Consider the following 16,680-nt stretch of genomic DNA (forward strand, 5'->3'; position numbering starts at 1 on the left):
GGTTGGCCGTTCCATGGATTCCCCGCAACCCGGGCCGCCGGGCGATAGGGTTGCACGGTCATAGGTCACACATCGTGGGCGCGCGTCGGCGAGCCGGCTCGCTGTCGGATTTCACGGGAGGCGCGGCATGACATCGACCTACATGGGGGAGCCGTACTATCCGGCGTGGCTGGACAACCTGGCCCACGACGTAACCGGAGAAGGCGCCGCGTGGGACGGCGTCATAGAAGGCGCAGAGGCCGTCCATGAAGTCGTGGTCGCCGCCCGCGAGATATACGAGTTCCAAGACTTTCACTACGCCGGCCCCTGCGGCGAGAACAGTTTCCTCGAGGACTACACCTCGTCGGTCCGTGGCGTACCGATTCATGTCATCGTCCTGGTCACCTTCAACGCCGCCGGAAAGGCCCAGCGCCTCGTGGTGAATTACCGTCCGCGCAGCTCGCTGCTGTTGCTGTCGCGCGTGATGCTCGAGAGGTTCGCCGATACACCCCTTGCCGTGCACTGGGAAAACACACCCTGAGGAGCGAGCATGAATGCGCCCTTGTACCTGATCACCGGGGCGGGTGGTGGCACCGGTGGCGTGAGCCGGCAGGTGATCGAGCAATTGCGGGAACGGGGGGATCGCGTTCGCGCGCTGGTGCACCACGAGGACGCCCGAGCCGAGCCCTTACACGCACTCGGCGCTGACGTCGTCGTCGGAGATTTGACCGATCCACGCGATGTGGTCGACGCCATGACCGGTACCGATCGCATGTTCTTCTCGATGGGTGTCTCGCCGGATTACCTGCAGGCAACGGCAGTCGTCTGCGCCGCCGCTTTGGAGTACGGCCACCTCGAGGTGGTCGTGAACATGTCCCAGATGACCGTTTCTCAAATGACGCTGACCAGTGTGGGGGAGTCCCGTCAACATCGGCTGCATTACCTCGCCGAGCACGTCATGAACTGGTCGGGTGTGCCGGTCGTGCACATCAGGCCGACGGTGTTTCTGGACAATCCGATATTCACCGGACTTGCGGCACCGTCGCTGCGCGAGCACAACCTGTTGGCGCTGCCCTTCGGAACGGGGCGGACCTCACCGATAGCTACCAGCGACGTGGCCCGCACGGTTTACGCAGTGCTCGTAGATCCCGCCCACCGCATCGGCAACGTCTACGAATTGACCGGCCCGGCACGTTTGGACATCGATGGCCTGGCCGCCGAGTACACCCGAGGACTTCACCGGCAGATTCGCGGCACCGACATGCCCCACGAAACCTGGGTCCAGGAAGTCCTCGAGCCCCGAGGTCTGCCCGCACACGTCGAGCAGCACCTGGCCACACTGGCGCTGCTGCACCGCGCCGGACGCTACGACCGGGCCACCGACGACGTCGAGAAGATCACGGGACAGCCGCCATCCTCGGTTGGGCAGTACATCGCCGAACACTCGCAACTGTTCTCATAGCGGCCGCCAGGTACGGCGTCGTGAAGGCGCTCAGCACGGTGACCATCTTCTCGGCCCGGGCTCGGTGATGATTGCGCCGACGCGACCGGGAAACAGGGGATGGAGAGTTCGGCTGACCCGCCGGGCGGCGACATCCTGGGATCACGCGATGGGCCATCGAACATGGCACCCCGTCGCGCGAAGTGCGCCGAGCCCGATCTATGAACCATATGGACTCTCTTCGGCGCGTTGAGCCAGCGCTGCCGCGGCAGCAGCTCGTGGTGCGGTCCCTGCCAGACAGGTTCTGCACAACGATTCCCATCGCGCAGCTTATTCCGGACTTTTCGTGCCGTGAACACTCTCGATTCGTGCCAATCATGCGAGACCCGTGCCATTCCTCACCGTTTCCCTATGCGGGTCAGCCGAGCTGGAACTGAGGCCGACCTGGGGTTCGGTTACGCGCCGCAGCCCCACTTCGCATCACTCGTCCGGGACCAGCTAATCCTGGACGGTCCGAAAATGGGACATGTACGGTCAGCGAAACGCGGGTTTTCGCTTGTGGCCGAGGAAATTCCGGGGCATACCTACCAAAGCGGATCGACGTCTGTTGACTGCCGTGGCAACGGCGAGCAAACATGGTTCATGCCATCATCTGAGGAGGTCAGGCGGCTCGCGGAACTCACTGATCGGCTCGTGCAGCGGTTTCCCGCAATCAGTGCGTGGACTATCGCCACGATCGTGCACGAGGTCCACCACGGCTTTGATGGCCGACCGATGCGGGAATTCGTTCCGCTGCTGGTCGAGCGGGGCGCCGCACGACAGCTCGTGTCGGCCCTCCGCTGACTCGCCACCGCGACGCCGCCGATTCCCGCCAGGTCGCACTATCCGCGCAATTGTCCGAACAATCACCGAATTCTGGGTTGACGGTCCATGGTTCAATGGTTGCCCGCGGGTGCCGCCCCTGCCGATGCGCGCAACCCCTGTCGATACGAGAGCAATGTCCGAGGACCCCGAACTCGCCCAGGCCCGCGCCTTCGTGCGCGAGCTGACGCAGCATGCGCAGGCGCTACGCCGCCGCGAAGCCCTTCCAACCGAGGCCGCGGCGTCGCGGCACGACGCCGAGCTCGCTGCCGTACGCCGCCAAATCGCTCAGCTTCACAAGCGCTTTCCCGCCTTGCGTGCCGGGATGACGCCTTCGGCCGGCTGACCCGCGCCCGACCCCCGGCCCACCCCGGTCGGCGTCGCACGACAGGCGTTGGATCGGACCTGGATTCAGCAATTCGACGGGGCAGCTCGGGGATACCCGCCCGCAGCCGCGCTCGGCCAGACCGACTTTGAGCCGGCAGTCGTCGTTGCCGCCGATGCCGCCGGGATCCCCTCCTCGGCGGCATCCCCAATGGGCCTGGTACAGAACATGATTGCCGCGCCATCCGCGATCGAACATGGCATACTCCCCCGAACCGGGAATACGGGTAGTTGACGACGCAGGGGGTCGCGGCCAACCATGAACCATGGCAGCAAATGACGAAGATCAGCAGATCGCGGCGCTCGTCCGACGCCTTGCCGCACAGTTCCCCACAATCAATACCGACACCGTCGAGGGCATCGTCGCCGAAATCCACCGCGGCTTCGACGGCCGGCCGGTCCGCGATTTCGTTCCGCTGCTCGTCGAGCGCGGCGCATTGCGGAGGCTTTCGGCGACCGGCTGATGCGAGCCGCCGGTGAGTGAGGATCTCGAAGCCGCCCAGGCACGCATGCTCCTCGCGGAACTCGAATACTGCGCCGAACGCCTTGTTCGCCGCCGCAGCCAGTGGCGAGACGACAAACCCAACCAGGCCGTCGAGGTCGAACTCGCACAGGTCCACCAGCAGATCCACAACCTCAACCAGCGATTCCCCGGACTGCGGCAGACATTCCGATGATTTCGAGCGATCGAACAACGAAACGGGATTCGGCGCGAGAACTCCGGCTCGGTTTCCGCGCTGTTCGTACCAGTTGGTCGCGGGCGCAGCCTTTTCGGTGGGATCCGCCATCTCAGAGTGGCTGATCATGACGACAGCCTGACGTTCATCGGAGGTCGTGCTTCAGGACAGTTCGGGGCAGCGCGCCGGTGATGACGGCGGTGACCTCGTCGGTGTGGGTCCGTATGACCAGGTGGGGTGCGTCCAGTTCGACGACTTTGCCCAGCCCGGCGGTTGATAGCCCAAGCGCTCCACCTCGGGGTTGACAGTGTGGTCAGCGGCCGGGACGAGGCCCCAACCGGGTTCGGTCTTCCACACGGCGACCGACACGTCGGTGCCCGGCTCGTGACCTTCTACCGGGTACGGGGCGTAGACCAGAGTTGGCCGGCGACACGCCCGAATTGGTAGATATTTCAGACCAGCTGCGGTGACGGGAGATGGACACGGATGCGGTCGAGCAGTTCACGGCTTCTGAGTGGTTTGGGCAGGTAGTCGCACGCACCGGCCGCGTAGGCGTCATCGATGGCATCGGGATTGCCATCGAGGGAGATCGCGATGATCGGAATCGGTGAGCGAGTCCGCAGCTCTCGGCACAGATGCGCGCCCGGCAGGTCGGGCAGGTCCAGCTCGAGCAGCACCAAGTCGGGATGCCATCGCCGAGCGATGGTCAGAGCGCGCTGCGCGTTGCCGGCGGAAACCGCCTCATGGCCGGCATTGGCCAGCACAAGTCCCTCGATCTCTGCCATCGCCGGGTTGCTCTCGACGACAAGGACCTTGCTGGGCTCAGCCGCAAGGGTCGACGGCAGTGTGAATTCTTTTGCAGAGCGCGGGAATTGGCTCATGATGGATCCTTCGCAGACGGGTCCCCGACCGTCGAATCCGCAGCGTCATGGAGCTGAATGGAGGCGATCCTGTTATCGCATTGGTGGTACCGCGATCGACGTACCTCGACAATATGTTAATCAGCAATCTTTCAGCAATGAATCTGTGAACTTTTTTTCATGGTGTTCACATGACCAGGTCTATTCCCTGGCATCCCATTGCCCGTGGCGCGCTCCGCAAACGTGCGACATTCGGCTGGTTGGAGACTGGTGTCAGGATCGGATCCCGGCCTGGATCCGATCCAGGTGCCCGATGGGATGCTCCTTATACGGCTGCCCACCGTCGGTATTGGTGTGGCTCTCCACGGAAGCGGTGGATGTCGCAGGTGCCGGCGAAAAGCCTTGCCGCGCTGGAGGGCTCGATGCCGTGTAGTTCCATCAGGGTCGATCCGCGCTCGATCACCAGGTGGCGCAGCTCTCTGTCGGCGGCTCTGATGCGGCGGTCGAGTCCATTCCGATGATGACGGTCATTCCTCGCCCCGTGGTCGGCTGTGGTGTCCGTGCGGGAGGGCACCGCTAGCTGCGCAATGTGTGACCGGCCGAGCTCGGCACTGTGTCGGTGTTCGACCACATCCTGCTGACCATGCACGAACCCGATGGGTCCCGTTGTGTCCGGACGTACCGGCGTCCTGCCCTCTCGGGCGGGTCTGGGAGCGTCAGTCCGTGGTCACCTTGATGATCGTTCTGCCGCGGGTGCGTCCGTCGGGGCTGAAGGCCGCGGGTGCGTCGGCCAGGGGGCGGACGGTGGTGACGAGGGGGACGAGCCGGCCGTCGCGGAGGCGGGTGGCCAGTTGGGCCAGTTGCTCGCGGTTGGGTTCGACGACGAAGATGGCTCGGCCGTCGTGGGGGTGGATGGTGGGTGGACCGGCGATGGTGACGAGGGTGCCGCCAGGGCGTAGTAGCGCGGTGGAGCGGTCGCGGATGTCGCCACCGATCACGTCGAGTACTACGTCGACCTCGCCGACGTCCTCGAGGGGTTCGCCGTCCAGGTCGACGAACTTGTGGACGCCGAGACCGCGGGCCGCGTCCCGGTCGGAGGCTCGGCCGGTGCCGATGATGCGTGCTCCTGCCTCGCGCGCCAGTTGTGTGGCGACGGAGCCGACGGCACCACCGACTCCGTGGATGAGGACGGTTTGGCCGGTTTTCAGGTGCGCGTGGTCGAACAGGGCCTGCCAAGCCGTCAGACCGGAAATCGGTAGAGCGGCTGCGGCGACGTGGTCGACGTCGGCGGGGAGCGGGACCAGGTTGCGGGCTTCCACGGCGGTGTACTCCGCGAGCGAACCGTTGCGGGCCCAGTCGGTCAGTCCGAAAACGTGCTGCCCCACCGTGAGGCCAGTGGTGCCGAAGCCGAGCTCGGCGACCACACCTGAGAGTTCATGGCCGGGGACGCTCGGGGTGCGGTCGCGGCCGGCGCGGTCGGTCCAGGTCCCCGACCAGTCCAGCTCGCCGCGGGTGAAACCGGCGGCGTGGACTTGCACGATGACGTCGTTCTCAGCGGGCGTGGGGTGGGGCAGATCGGTCAGGGCCAATCCACTGATGCCGGCTGTCCGGTCCCGGACTGTGATGGCTCGCACGAAGGTCCTTCCGGTAGTCGTTGTACTTCGGTGATTGGTCGGCGGAGGCAGCGAGCACGGTGCGAAAAGCGATCATCGGTGAAACCCTGTGCAGCAAGCACCGCATCGATGAGACCGCACTGCAGCAGCTGGTGGCGGGCGTTTCGTCCGGCGAGTCGCCGTTCGGCTGTGACCTGCGGTGGAAAGTGGCGGTGTTCTCGCGCTCTGCACCAGGGCGATCCACGTGCGGTAAGGGCCGCAAAACCGCCGGTCTGCCGGTCCCTCGTTTTCCGAACGGGGACGACCGGCCACTCCCAGGATCACCGAAGCGGCGGAGTGAATTCATCCGGCCAGCGTCGACGCGTTGTGAGATGCGCCGGTCAGGTCCATGCCGGTCGGGTTCGCTGTGGGCGGCAGCGGTCGACACGGGCTGGCTGGAGACCCGAAGAGCCCACGGCTGCGCTCAAACTCGACATTCGCTTCTGAAATCATGTGGACCGAAGGTCCGTCGCTCCCGGAAACTGGTTGCCGGGCAACGATTTACAGACCGGACGAAAATCTCGACGTGCTACAGGTCCAGCGACGCGCGCAGCGCCTCCTCGACCCGCTCCATGGTCTCGGTATCGGTGCTGGCGATCGCCTCACCCACCCATTGGCGATACAGCCGATGCGTCGCGGCCGTGTCGACCCACCCGTGCCCGGGGATCGGCACGGTCAGCAGGTCGCCGTCACCTTCTTCGAGGAGGTCCAGGCCCATGAACCAGGGCCGCTCGCTGTCGAGCACTGCTTGGTTGGAGGCCAGCAGCACGATCTTCGTCAGTGCCGCACCGGGTTGTCCGTAATAGTGGATGTCCCCGCGCCTCACGCAACGCCCTTGCGGCGGCGCGCAGCCTCAGCAGCCTCGGCAGCGGCCTGCTCGGCCTCGTACTCGGCAGCCGTGTCCGCCTCGACAACCGGCTTCATCACCGGCCGGAAGTCGCGAATCGCCTTGTCGCGGCACGCTTTCGAAATCCAAGCCGACGGCGACATGCCGGCGCGAGCGGCCTCACGCTCGGCGATCTCCCACGCGCTGGACTCCAGCGACAGCGAAACCTTCGTAGTCCGACGAGTCATACCCGCGATCCTACCCGCGACCCGACCGGATCGTCACGCCCCGGCCTCAGCCGTGGTACGGACGGGTGGGGCAACGCCCACGCCGTCGTCGACGCCGCGCGCCTGCTTCGATACCCTCGGCAACCGTGCCGACGTCTTTTCCCGCGATCGACCCGTACGCCGAGGGTCTGCTCGAGGTAGGCCAGGGAAACCAGGTGTACTGGTGCACCAGCGGCAACCCTGCGGGGCGGCCGGCGCTGGTGGTGCACGGCGGGCCGGGCAGCGGGAGCAGCCCGGGGCCGCGGAAGTCGTTCGATCCGAACATCTTCCGGATCGTGCAGTTCGATCAGCGCGGTTGTGGACGTAGCATTCCCAGCGCCGCCGACCCGGGCACCGACATGGCTGTGAACACCACCGAGCACCTGATCGCGGATATGGAGCGGCTGCGCACCCACCTCGGCATCGACCGCTGGCTGCTGTACGGCGGGTCCTGGGGTTCGACGCTCGTCCTCGCCTACGCCGAGCGGTACCCGGGGCGGGTCACCGGAATCGTGTTGGTCGGCGTCACCACCACCCGCCGCCGCGAGATCGACTGGCTGTACCAAGGTCTCGCACGGCTGCTGCCCACCGAGTGGGAGCGGTTCCGGGCCGCGGTGCCCAGCGATGGTGACCTGGTCGAGGGCTACCGGCAGCAGCTGGCAGACCCGGACCCGGTGGTGCGCCGCAGCGCCGCGATCGAGTGGTGTCGCTGGGAGGACGCGGCGATCGCGCACGAATCCCTGGGCAGGCCAGGGCAGTACAGCGCCAAGACCGACACCGCCATGCTCGCCTTCGTTCGGATCTGCACTCACTACTTCGCGCATGCGGCGTGGCTCGACGAAGGCATGCTGCTGCGCGAGGCCGGACGGCTGGCCGGGATCCCCGGCGAACTGATCCACGGCCGCCTCGATCTCAGCGCACCGCTCGAAACCGCCTGGGAACTCGCGAAGGTCTGGCCGGACGCCCGCCTGCACGTCATCGACGACTCCGGGCACACCGGCAGCCCCGCCATGGGCGAGGCACTGGCCCGCGCCATCGCCCGCTTCGCGCAGCCCGATGACGATCGGATCAGCTAGGTTCGGTCCTGTAAATCCTCTGAGCCATCGGATGATGGCGGTGATGGTGAGTTCGGCCTGGTATCGGGCGGCGCGTGGTCATGCCAGCGAATGCTGACGTCGCCTATCGGTCAATGCCGTTGGCGCCCAGCATCAGACCGGACCGATCCAATCGGTGAAATCTGACGTCACCGGAGTGCTGGGCAGAGGCTGCATCGGTTGGCCTGTACTTGGCTTGTTAGCGACTTGGCTTGTTAGCGGTGACGGCCGGTTGCCCAACGCTGGAACTACGCGCAGCCGTTGGCGGCCGGTACCGGCCCGCTGTCGTTCAGCCAGGGACAAGTCGTCCATCCACAGCTCCACAAGGAGGGACCGGTGGCCAGTCATGAGCGCCGGCCGCGTTCACCGATCGAAGCCGCGGAAAACACCGTCGTCGACGCTGCCGGCGTAGTCCTCGAAGTCCATGTTGGCGAGGAGGAAGTTGACCTCGACCTCGGCCATCGCGATCGGCGCGATCCGGAACACCGGGGCGCCGTCTCCTCGGGCATCCTCGTCGCTGGTATCGACCGCCAGCAGTGGGTGTTCGGGGTCGGTCATCGTGGTGGTGTCGGCGAGGAATACATAGGTTTGGCCATCGACCAGATCACCCAGGTTGGCGGGGGTCAGCCCCTCGAAGGTCACGTCGTCGACGGGTGTCAGCTCTGTCATCGTGTCTTCGTCGTAGGACGCGATGACCGCCGCGAGGGTCTGGGCCCACGCCGCGTCGTCGGTGAAATCCGTACGCACCAGAAGTGATTCGCCCTCGGGCAGAGATCGTGCCATACGCCCGATTGTGCACGACGGCAGTCGAACACCAAGCGCACCATCGTTGGATTTTCAGCGAGTTGGCCCGTGCGGGCCAGTGACGCGAAAAGTACGCTCAGCGCACGCGGGCGAGCCTTCGATTCCGAAATACGTTGTCAGGCAGCGTGCTCCCGGTTTCTGACCGACATCGGCAGCCGAGGCCGCAGACAGCAGCGGGGGCCCGCATCGTGTTTCGGCTTCTCTGGCCTAGAGACTGCCGGTAGCCGTAGTATTCGTGGTCTTCGTTGTAGCCGCCGTGCCCGCCGCCTACTTCGCAGAAGTGGGTGACGAATTCGATGGCCGCGACCCATTTGACGTGTTTGAAGCCGTGCTGTAATTCGTTGCGCAGGCGCAACGGTGCACCGTGTCCGTATGTCAGCGGTGCATCGTTCATGTCGTAGGCGAGCATCGTCAGGTGGTGACCCATCTGCTCGATCGCGTGCGCGTCGTACACGCCTCCGTCGAAATCGGGCCGGTCGATCGACATCCCCCATACCCACCTCCATGCTGATTACCGGCTGGTCTTGTGGTCAGCCGACTATGTCGAGGCTTGTGCGATGTGCCGGGTGAAGAGCGGTGTATTTGCCGAGGGCATTGCCGACCCCTGGACCCCCACCGGTCCCGCCATGGCCGCCGTCGCCGCCGCAGTTCCCGCTGTTCTCATCGCAGGGCTGGCCGTTGTTGTCGCAGTTCCCGCCGGTACTTTGGCATGTTCCGCCGTTGCCGCTGCAGTCGTTGTTGTCGCAGCCGTGCGGAGGGACCGGCGGGGGTGCGGGCTGGGCGTTATTACTACCCCACCCCCCAGGCCGATCGAGCTGCACTACACCGGGTACTGGGGCCGGCGCGGCTACAGCCGGAAGCACCGCCATCACCGGAGCCGCTGTCGCTACCGTCGCCAGTGCGGCCCTGGCGAACAGCCGACGCGTGGTACATCGATAGATCTCGCTGATCATCATCATCGCCCTTCCGTTCAGCGAACCGACTGATCCACGGAAGGATTCGTCACTTCGCGTATCGTCTGTTCATGCGGTACGCCAGGGCGCGCTTCCCGCCGTGGGCTGAAAAGTCATCCTCCGCGCGCTGTTCGAGCCGGATCGGTGTCGCGAGCAGAACCCGCCCTTGTTGCCCGTGAAGGACATTCACCGCATACCCGAATCGTTGATCTTGAATCGCGCGCTCGAGCTCGGCCTTCGCTCCTGAAATCATGATGTGTAGATATGCGTACTAAATGATTGAAATCACTGTGGTGCAACGCTCGCCCGGGAGAAGCTGGGCACGTTCGCGGCGCCGAGCACCACGACCTCCCGTCGAGCATCAACCCATTCCCGTCGGTGCCCGCGGCGGCCACGGCGGGCGTTGATTCAGGGGATTTCCAGCCGTCGACGGGCGGATGTCGAATTCCTCTGTGGCATCAACCAGGGGAAGGGAAGTCGTTGCAACACTGCACGATTCATCGACCAACAGCTTGGAGTGGATGTTCACAGGGTGTGGGCATCGAGTTCCAGCACACGCGCGCCTCCTTCTCGCGGGGATCGCACCGCCTGCCGGGTTGGATGGCCGGTGGTTCCCACGTCCGACCGGGGCAGCGAACGGGTCGATGGTGTCATTTCAGTGCGTGGTGCAGGTTTCCGGGGTAGTCGTCGTAGGCGGCGGCGACCTCGTCGAGGTAGACCAGTTGGGGGAAGTCGATGACTGGCTGGTGTTCGGCGAGGAATGCCGCGGTGTGTTCGACTATGCGGTCTTCGTTACCGGGGGCGAATCCGAGTTCGGTCAGGACTTGTGGGTCGACGATGAACGCGGATATCACGGTCTCGTCACCAGAGTCGATGCGGACCCGGTATTCGTGATCGATGACGTGTTCGACGCGGATCTGTTGGGGCATCGGATTCGAGGGTGTGGTCATGAGGTCACCGTCCTGCGGGTGTGGTGAGGGCGTGGGCGAGGTCGGTGCCGAGCTGGTCCCAGCTGGCGTCGAATTTGGCGACGCCGTCGGTTTCCAGGGTGGCGACGACGTCGTCGTAATCGACGCCAACCGCGGCGAGCTCGTCGAGGACCTGCCGGGCGTGCGGGTAGGTGCCGTGGATGCTGTCGGCGGGGACCAGGCCGTGGTCGGCGACAGCGTGCAGGGTTGCCTCGGGCATAGTGTTGACCACCCCGGCCGCGACGAGTTCCACGACGTAGCGGGTGTCGTCGTAGTGAGGGTCTTTCACCCCGGTCGAGGCCCAGAGCGGACGCTGCGGGCGGGCACCGGCCTGCGCCAAACCCTGCCATCGGTCGCTGGCGAGAGTTTGCTCGTGGAGTTGATAGGCCAGCCGGGCGTTGGCGATGGCTGCCTGGCCGCGCAGCGCCGCGGCCTGGTCGGTGCCGAGTTTGTCGAGGCGCTTGTCGATTTCGGTGTCGACGCGGGAGACGAAGAACGAGGCGACGGAGTGGATGGCGCTGAGGTCTTTGCCGCGTGCGCTGGCTTGTTCGAGCCCGGTCAGGAATGCGTTGATCACCTGACGGTAGCGGTGCAGGGAGAACATGAGGGTGACGTTGATGTCGATGCCGTCGGCCAGGCAGGCGGTGATCGCCGGCAGGCCCTGTTTGGCGGCGGGGATCTTGACGAACAGGTTGGGGCGGTCCACCAGCCACCACAGGGCGTGGGCTTCGGCGACGGTGCGGTCGGTGTCGTGGGCGATACGCGGGTCGACCTCGATCGATACACGCCCGTCCAGCCCACCGGTGCTGTCATACACCAGGCGCAGCACATCGCAGGCCCAGCGCACGTCGTAGCAGGTCAACTCCCGCAGCGCAGCAGCGACATCCATCCGTCGCAGCGCGAGCGCCCGGATCTGGGCGTTGTAGCAGTCGCTGCCGGTGATGGCCTTGGCGAAGATGGTCGGGTTGGTGGTCACACCGACCACGTGCCGGTCGCGAACCAGATCGGCGAGGGTGCCGTCGGTGAGGCGTTCGCGGCTGAGGTCGTCGAGCCAGATCGATACCCCGGCGTGGGTCAGCGCAGTCAGCGGATCGGGCATCTCATCTACTCCTTCCACTCGATGCAAGGTGCGGCTCGGGTCGAATTCCCGCAGACTCGGCGTCGCTGCCTGGGTGCGGTGTTCTCGGTGGTGTCCGGTCTGCGGGCATGACTATCGGTCACCCTCTGTCTCCTCCTCCAGGGTGCCCTGAATACGCCGTCGCAATCGGTTCGCTGAGTACGACGAGGGGGATCCTCGATGAGGGGCTGGAGATGTGTCACAACCAGGACTGCGGCATGGCTGTGCGGTTCAAGCTCCGTTGCTGCTCGGCTGTCGCCGACGATCCCGCTACAGCGTGACTATGTCGATCGCTTCCCGCGCATGACCGAAGTCAGGTATCGAGAGCGGGCCGGGGTGTGGAGGGCGAACTGGGAGAAGTTTGCTCTGATCGTCGGGAACGGCCGGGTCTCAGCGGGGCCTGGCAAGCTCTGCCCGAGAAAGAGGGGGCACTCGATCCCGTTTCAAACAAATCTATTTCACGTATCTTCGGCGGGTGAACACCAAGAGCCGCACGGTCCGAGCAGGATTCGCCGCCTTCGCCCTCGCGGCTGGCCTTGCCGCCGTCGGGGGACCGGCCGCAGCCGACATACCTCTCACACCCGCCACCGCGGATCCGATCTGGGGCGCGACCACCGGTCCCATTCCGACCGGGAGTGCCGTCGCCGCCAGCCAAGGCAGCTACCAGGCCGGACTGCCGGACCTCGCCGGTCCGCTGCTCGCCGCGCCCGCCGACCTCCTCAACGTCCTACTCGGCGGTGCGCGCCCGTGCACGTTGTCCGCCACCTGCAACGGGATCGGATAGCGCCTCCGCCGCCGCAAGCTGAGAAAGGCCCTTCGCGCATCGGAATCCGATGGGCGAAGGGCCTTTCGAGTGTGTCAGCTGACCGTGAGGCGCGACGCGAGGCGTTTCACCTCGAGGTGCGCGGCTCGTACGCGGTCTGTTCGACGACCGCATGACCACTGTCGAGACCATCACGGCCGAGCTGACTATCACCGGACCGCGCGAGATCGCCATGTATGGACGCACATTCGACATGCTCGCCGAGCTCTCGGTCACCGGCGACGCGGCACGCGCGGCATCGCCACCGCTTCCGGCCGGCCGTAGCCACCGCGTGATGGTGGCGCTGGACTCCCATTAGGCGGGGGAGGGCCAGGGCCGCACGCGGTGACGAATCACCTGGCGGCGGGCGAAAGCGCCCGGGTGGGTGGCGGTGAAGTACTCGCCGTATTTCCTGCCGCAGGTCTCGAGGTGGTCGTGCAGGGCGGGACCGTAGCCGAGGTCGACGGCCACCTGGTCGGCCAGGAATTCTTCCCGCCAGTTCACCCACATTTTCGGGAAGGGTTGCAGGAGGCAGACTATGGCCAGCGCCTGGGCTCGATGCAGGCCGATGGTCGGGAGCAGGGCACCGACCAGGGCGAAGAAGGACGCGGTGTACATGATCAGCAGCAGGATCGTCACAACAATGTCCGGCGACTTCCCATAGGACCGCAGGGTCGATCTTCGATAGGGCAGCACGGTGATGAGTGCTCTGGCCGGCGCGCCGAAGACGGTGACGACCGGTGTGGCGCACAGGTATTCCAGGAACCTGACGGTCCAGCTGAACCAGCTGGCGATCAGCTGATGACCGAATTCATGTGCGATCACCGCCCGTAGCTCGAGCGGGGGTAGTTCGTTCACAGCCGAAATCGTCACTGAGACAAGACGGCGTGGGTGCGCCATACCCGCTGCCCGAGGGCGACGGGTCCGTAGCACCATTCGCAGCCAGTCCTCACCCCGGGCGACCCGCTCCACAGACGTCACCTCCCCTGCCACACCACCGGATCGGCCCGCGGCCCCCATGACGTGCCAGGAGGCTTCCCACAGCAGGATGGAGGGCTCGACTCGTACGGATGGGTAGGGCGCGATATCGGGAAATTCCATGGCACGTCGCCGCATCGTCAACTCGTCGGGCCTGATCAGTTCGACGAGCAGCGCGTAACTCCAGATCAGACACCAGACCACTATCACGCTGATCGTCGCCCAGCGCCCGGCCCAGGCGCTCAGACTCTGGAGCATCACCACGGTCGCGACCGCCCAGGGCACGGCCAGGAGCAGGCGCAGCAGCGGCAGTAGTCGGGCTTCGATGCGGGCACGACCAGTCAACCGGTACCTGGTTGCGCCAGAGGGCGATTCGAGAGACATGGCAGGTCAGCTCTTCGTGCGGGCGAGGCTATGTTCTCCTACGCGGTCGCTTCACGATATAAACGCGGCGACAGGGTCGCGTAGCCCCAACTTCGAAGGGGTGGGCGCGGAAGCGCTTTCTCGGTCGATGCGGTGGTCGAACATCCAATTCAGATGTCCGACACCGCCCTTGGCCGCGTGGTGCAAGACGAACGGGGTCGTCACGCTCCCAGTCATGACTGAGACCGCCGGCATTGGGTGCGTAGCAGAATGCGTGAATACTGCGGTGCCGGAACTTCTTCGGACAGCGACCCTGAGTAGAATTGTGGTGACTGAAACGGAGTTGTTTACCCGCTCGGTCAACTGCCGATACTGTCTGGGGTCCCCGACTGGCAGGACGCCAAAGCGCACCTGGTTATGACGGATCGCGTGTTTGCGACTGGAAGATGTTGTGAGCCGCCGGTTTCTGTCGGTGACCACGCGCATACTTCGGACACAGGCCGAGCCGGTCGGCGGTGGGTCCGTATCTCGGATTCAAGGGGGGTGGACCCGATGCGCACTACCAACTCGTGGACGAGTCGATCGCGTCCCGGCTGGACCCCGCGCGCAGACCGAAGGTCCGACACGCCCCCGGAAAGTACACGGGCAACCCCCGGTGGCGGATCGTCGCTTCGCATCAAATGACCGTTCCAGCGCAGCCAATTTGGATTGCTGAATCGTTGCACGCAACCCTGGCGTGAGCGATGATTGACTGGCGGTGGCGATCGAATAACCGACATGGTCCACCGTGATCCCCTGATTCACGAACACCCGGGTGCAGCTAGTCCTGCATGCTGCAGATTTGCCATGGTCGTTCACAACTTCGGGAGGTTTGTCATGAGCGATGAGCGCGACCGCTTCGCAGACTTGTCCAAGGTCCGAATGTGTTACCGCGACGAGGGTGACCCAGCGGGAGAGCCGTTGCTGTTGATCATGGGGCTCAACTCGCAGTTGATCCACTGGCCTCAGGAAATCGTCGACAACCTCGGCGCGCGCGGTTACCGCGTCATCCGCCCCGACAACCGTGACAGCGGGCTCACGGAGTGGAAGGGCGCCCCGAGCTCTTACTTCCTGCAGGCGATCGCGAACGACGCCGTCGAACTGCTCGATCACCTCGAGATCGAGCAGGCGCATGTCGTGGGCGCATCGATGGGCGGAATGGTCGCCCAGCTCATCGCGATCCAGAAAGCGCCGCGGGTGCGGTCGCTGTGCTCGATCATGAGTACACCGCACTCCAGTATCGGTGCACCCGACGGTGACGTGATCGAGGAGATGACGAAACCGTTGCCCTCCGATCGCGACGAGGCGATCGAGCAGATCGTCGCGCTGTATGCCCTCATCGGCTCGAAGACCTACGCCGAGAGCGAGCGCCAGCGCCGGTACGACATCGCGGCTCTGGCATACGACCGTGCTCGTGGCCGCCACCCCCAGGGTCCGATCCGCCAGATGTCCGCGGCGCTCATGGCCCCGGACCGCACCAAAGACCTGCAGAAGCTCGAGGTGCCGGCGCTGGTCATCCACGGTGCCGAGGATTCGCTCATCAAGATCGCCGGCGGTGAAGCGACCCACGCGGCGATCTCCGGATCGACCTATCTGCCGTTGGCGCCGATGGGCCACGACCTACCCGCACCACTGCTCGACGAGATCGCGACAGCCATCGCCGCGAACGCCGCGCGGCGCCCAGCAATCGTATAACGCCTCACAAAGGCAACACCTCGCTGTCGCCGGGTGGTCAAAGCCACAAGCCCAAGCCACCCGGCGACAGCCGCGACACTTCGCTCCGGTTTCGCAGATGTCGGCGGAACACGGTCGCGAAAGCCGCGAGAAATCGGCTCGGTACAGGTCGGCATGCAATTCATCGGCACTCTGTGGCCATTGGGCGACAGTCCGGGAATGTTCTCCGAGAAGTGTTTCAGCCCTGCGGGTTCAGGTTCGCTGCGCCTTGCGGCGCGCTGCTCGCAGACGCGCTCGGGGTAGTCCAGCGGCGAGGTGTACACCGTCGCGCCGCCGACGCGGCATCGGTGTGTGCGATGCCCGGTCCGTGCCGGGGCGCCCGATACCCCATCGAGCACGGCAATTACGTGCGCTGGGTGCTGATGTTCGACCGACAGCAGGTCTACAACACCGGGGGTGGCCCGGCCTGGGATGTCAGGCCCGATGTATTCGAGAAGCCGAAATCAGTGGTAGGGCTGCGTACCTGGGCCGACGGGAGATGAAAAGCGTATTCCCGCATCTCGATATCTGATGGGTTGCCTGGTCGAAGCGACGGCGCGACGCGGACACCGCCGGATCGGTACCCCGGTGGGACCGGGCAGCGGCCAGACGTGTGACGAGTCGGAAAACCTGTCACAGAACAGTTTTCGGGACGGGAACGGTGGCCGCATCGATCGAGCTGCGGGTAATCGCAGGCACTGCATCGCGGCGGACAGCGCCGACCACATCCGGATCTGGTGCGTCCGTGGAAAATCCGAGCAGGCGGGGCGTCGCCACGACGCGACGCGCGCTGTCGACTCGCCGAACGGTTTGCTGACAGCTTGCAGCGGTCTGTACGGTGGCGTCCGGCGTCGCGGAATCCGGTGGCACTGTCGAGGTTCCGCGATGGTTTGGGCCTGCTCG

Annotated in this window: 19 protein-coding genes and 1 pseudogene; 10 read left to right on the plus strand and 10 right to left on the minus strand. The window is 65.3% G+C overall.

Annotated features, from left to right (window positions below):
• Positions 1-127 precede the first annotated feature (127 nt).
• The 6 genes from ACQP1O_RS19485 to ACQP1O_RS19510 all read left to right on the plus strand — a co-directional run bounded on the left by ACQP1O_RS19485 (position 128) and on the right by ACQP1O_RS19510 (position 3,342).
• Positions 128-520: a hypothetical protein gene (locus tag ACQP1O_RS19485; protein ID WP_433567174.1), complete on the plus strand. Its 393-nt coding sequence runs from the start codon at positions 128-130 to the stop codon at positions 518-520.
• Positions 521-529: 9 nt separating this feature from the next.
• Positions 530-1,441, plus strand: coding sequence for an NAD(P)H-binding protein (locus ACQP1O_RS19490; protein WP_433567175.1), 912 nt, complete (start codon positions 530-532; stop codon positions 1,439-1,441).
• A gap of 537 nt (positions 1,442-1,978) precedes the next feature.
• The gene (locus ACQP1O_RS19495; protein WP_433567176.1) at positions 1,979-2,263 is read left to right on the plus strand and encodes a three-helix bundle dimerization domain-containing protein; all 285 of its coding nucleotides are present in this window, start codon (positions 1,979-1,981) and stop codon (positions 2,261-2,263) included.
• Positions 2,264-2,417: 154 nt separating this feature from the next.
• Positions 2,418-2,627 (plus strand): hypothetical protein, encoded by a 210-nt coding sequence (locus tag ACQP1O_RS19500; RefSeq protein ID WP_433567177.1) that lies wholly within the window; start codon positions 2,418-2,420, stop codon positions 2,625-2,627.
• Between the two features lie 304 nt (positions 2,628-2,931).
• Positions 2,932-3,129 carry a three-helix bundle dimerization domain-containing protein gene (locus ACQP1O_RS19505; protein WP_433567178.1) on the plus strand — a complete coding sequence of 66 codons (198 nt, stop codon included), beginning with the start codon at positions 2,932-2,934 and terminating at the stop codon, positions 3,127-3,129.
• 12 nt (positions 3,130-3,141) lie between these two features.
• Positions 3,142-3,342 carry a hypothetical protein gene (locus ACQP1O_RS19510; protein WP_433567179.1) on the plus strand — a complete coding sequence of 67 codons (201 nt, stop codon included), beginning with the start codon at positions 3,142-3,144 and terminating at the stop codon, positions 3,340-3,342.
• Between the two features lie 452 nt (positions 3,343-3,794).
• On the opposite strand, the gene ACQP1O_RS19515 is transcribed toward ACQP1O_RS19510, so the two are convergent.
• From ACQP1O_RS19515 to ACQP1O_RS19530, 4 genes are all read right to left on the minus strand, one after another.
• On the minus strand, positions 3,795-4,223 hold the full coding sequence (locus ACQP1O_RS19515) for a response regulator transcription factor (protein WP_433567180.1): 429 nt from the start codon (positions 4,221-4,223) through the stop codon (positions 3,795-3,797).
• Between the two features lie 695 nt (positions 4,224-4,918).
• Positions 4,919-5,836 carry an NADP-dependent oxidoreductase gene (locus ACQP1O_RS19520; RefSeq protein WP_433567181.1) on the minus strand — a complete coding sequence of 306 codons (918 nt, stop codon included), beginning with the start codon at positions 5,834-5,836 and terminating at the stop codon, positions 4,919-4,921.
• Positions 5,837-6,383: 547 nt separating this feature from the next.
• Positions 6,384-6,680 (minus strand): hypothetical protein, encoded by a 297-nt coding sequence (locus ACQP1O_RS19525; RefSeq protein ID WP_433567182.1) that lies wholly within the window; start codon positions 6,678-6,680, stop codon positions 6,384-6,386.
• Positions 6,677-6,928 carry a hypothetical protein gene (locus tag ACQP1O_RS19530; RefSeq protein ID WP_433567183.1) on the minus strand — a complete coding sequence of 84 codons (252 nt, stop codon included), beginning with the start codon at positions 6,926-6,928 and terminating at the stop codon, positions 6,677-6,679. The genes ACQP1O_RS19525 and ACQP1O_RS19530 overlap by 4 nt, the downstream gene beginning before the upstream one ends.
• Before the next feature lie 125 nt (positions 6,929-7,053).
• Between ACQP1O_RS19530 and pip the strand changes: the two genes are divergently transcribed.
• Positions 7,054-8,022, plus strand: coding sequence for a prolyl aminopeptidase (gene pip, locus ACQP1O_RS19535; RefSeq protein ID WP_433567184.1), 969 nt, complete (start codon positions 7,054-7,056; stop codon positions 8,020-8,022).
• A gap of 381 nt (positions 8,023-8,403) precedes the next feature.
• On the opposite strand, the gene ACQP1O_RS19540 is transcribed toward pip, so the two are convergent.
• From ACQP1O_RS19540 to tal, 5 genes and pseudogenes are all read right to left on the minus strand, one after another.
• Entirely contained in the window at positions 8,404-8,823 is a 420-nt protein-coding gene (locus ACQP1O_RS19540) for a DUF6924 domain-containing protein (protein ID WP_433567185.1), read from the minus strand.
• A 229-nt stretch (positions 8,824-9,052) separates the two neighbouring features.
• Positions 9,053-9,334, minus strand: a pseudogene (locus ACQP1O_RS19545) (molybdopterin-dependent oxidoreductase); the annotation flags it as partial.
• 512 nt (positions 9,335-9,846) lie between these two features.
• The gene (locus tag ACQP1O_RS19550; protein WP_433567186.1) at positions 9,847-10,050 is read right to left on the minus strand and encodes a hypothetical protein; all 204 of its coding nucleotides are present in this window, start codon (positions 10,048-10,050) and stop codon (positions 9,847-9,849) included.
• A gap of 397 nt (positions 10,051-10,447) precedes the next feature.
• Positions 10,448-10,747, minus strand: a complete 300-nt coding sequence (locus ACQP1O_RS19555) for a hypothetical protein (RefSeq protein ID WP_433567187.1) — start codon at positions 10,745-10,747, stop codon at positions 10,448-10,450.
• A gap of 4 nt (positions 10,748-10,751) precedes the next feature.
• Positions 10,752-11,864, minus strand: a complete 1,113-nt coding sequence (tal, locus tag ACQP1O_RS19560) for a transaldolase (RefSeq protein ID WP_433567188.1) — start codon at positions 11,862-11,864, stop codon at positions 10,752-10,754.
• 493 nt (positions 11,865-12,357) lie between these two features.
• Here tal and ACQP1O_RS19565 point away from each other — a divergent pair, with 493 nt between their 5' ends.
• Together ACQP1O_RS19565 and ACQP1O_RS19570 are read left to right on the plus strand one after the other, a co-directional pair.
• A complete protein-coding gene (locus tag ACQP1O_RS19565) occupies positions 12,358-12,666 on the plus strand; it encodes a hypothetical protein (protein ID WP_433567189.1) in 309 nt (102 codons plus the stop codon).
• 151 nt (positions 12,667-12,817) lie between these two features.
• On the plus strand, positions 12,818-13,003 hold the full coding sequence (locus ACQP1O_RS19570) for a hypothetical protein (protein ID WP_433567190.1): 186 nt from the start codon (positions 12,818-12,820) through the stop codon (positions 13,001-13,003).
• Here the strand turns inward: ACQP1O_RS19570 and ACQP1O_RS19575 are convergent.
• Positions 13,000-14,007, minus strand: coding sequence for a hypothetical protein (locus tag ACQP1O_RS19575; RefSeq protein WP_433567191.1), 1,008 nt, complete (start codon positions 14,005-14,007; stop codon positions 13,000-13,002). The two genes, ACQP1O_RS19570 and ACQP1O_RS19575, sit on opposite strands and share 4 nt — an antisense overlap.
• 894 nt (positions 14,008-14,901) lie before the next feature.
• On the opposite strand from ACQP1O_RS19575, the gene ACQP1O_RS19580 reads away from it, so the two are divergent.
• Positions 14,902-15,759, plus strand: a complete 858-nt coding sequence (locus tag ACQP1O_RS19580) for an alpha/beta fold hydrolase (RefSeq protein ID WP_433567192.1) — start codon at positions 14,902-14,904, stop codon at positions 15,757-15,759.
• Positions 15,760-16,680 lie beyond the last annotated feature (921 nt).

Source organism: Nocardia sp. CA-151230 (genome assembly GCF_050942175.1).
Lineage (GTDB): Bacteria > Actinomycetota > Actinomycetes > Mycobacteriales > Mycobacteriaceae > Nocardia.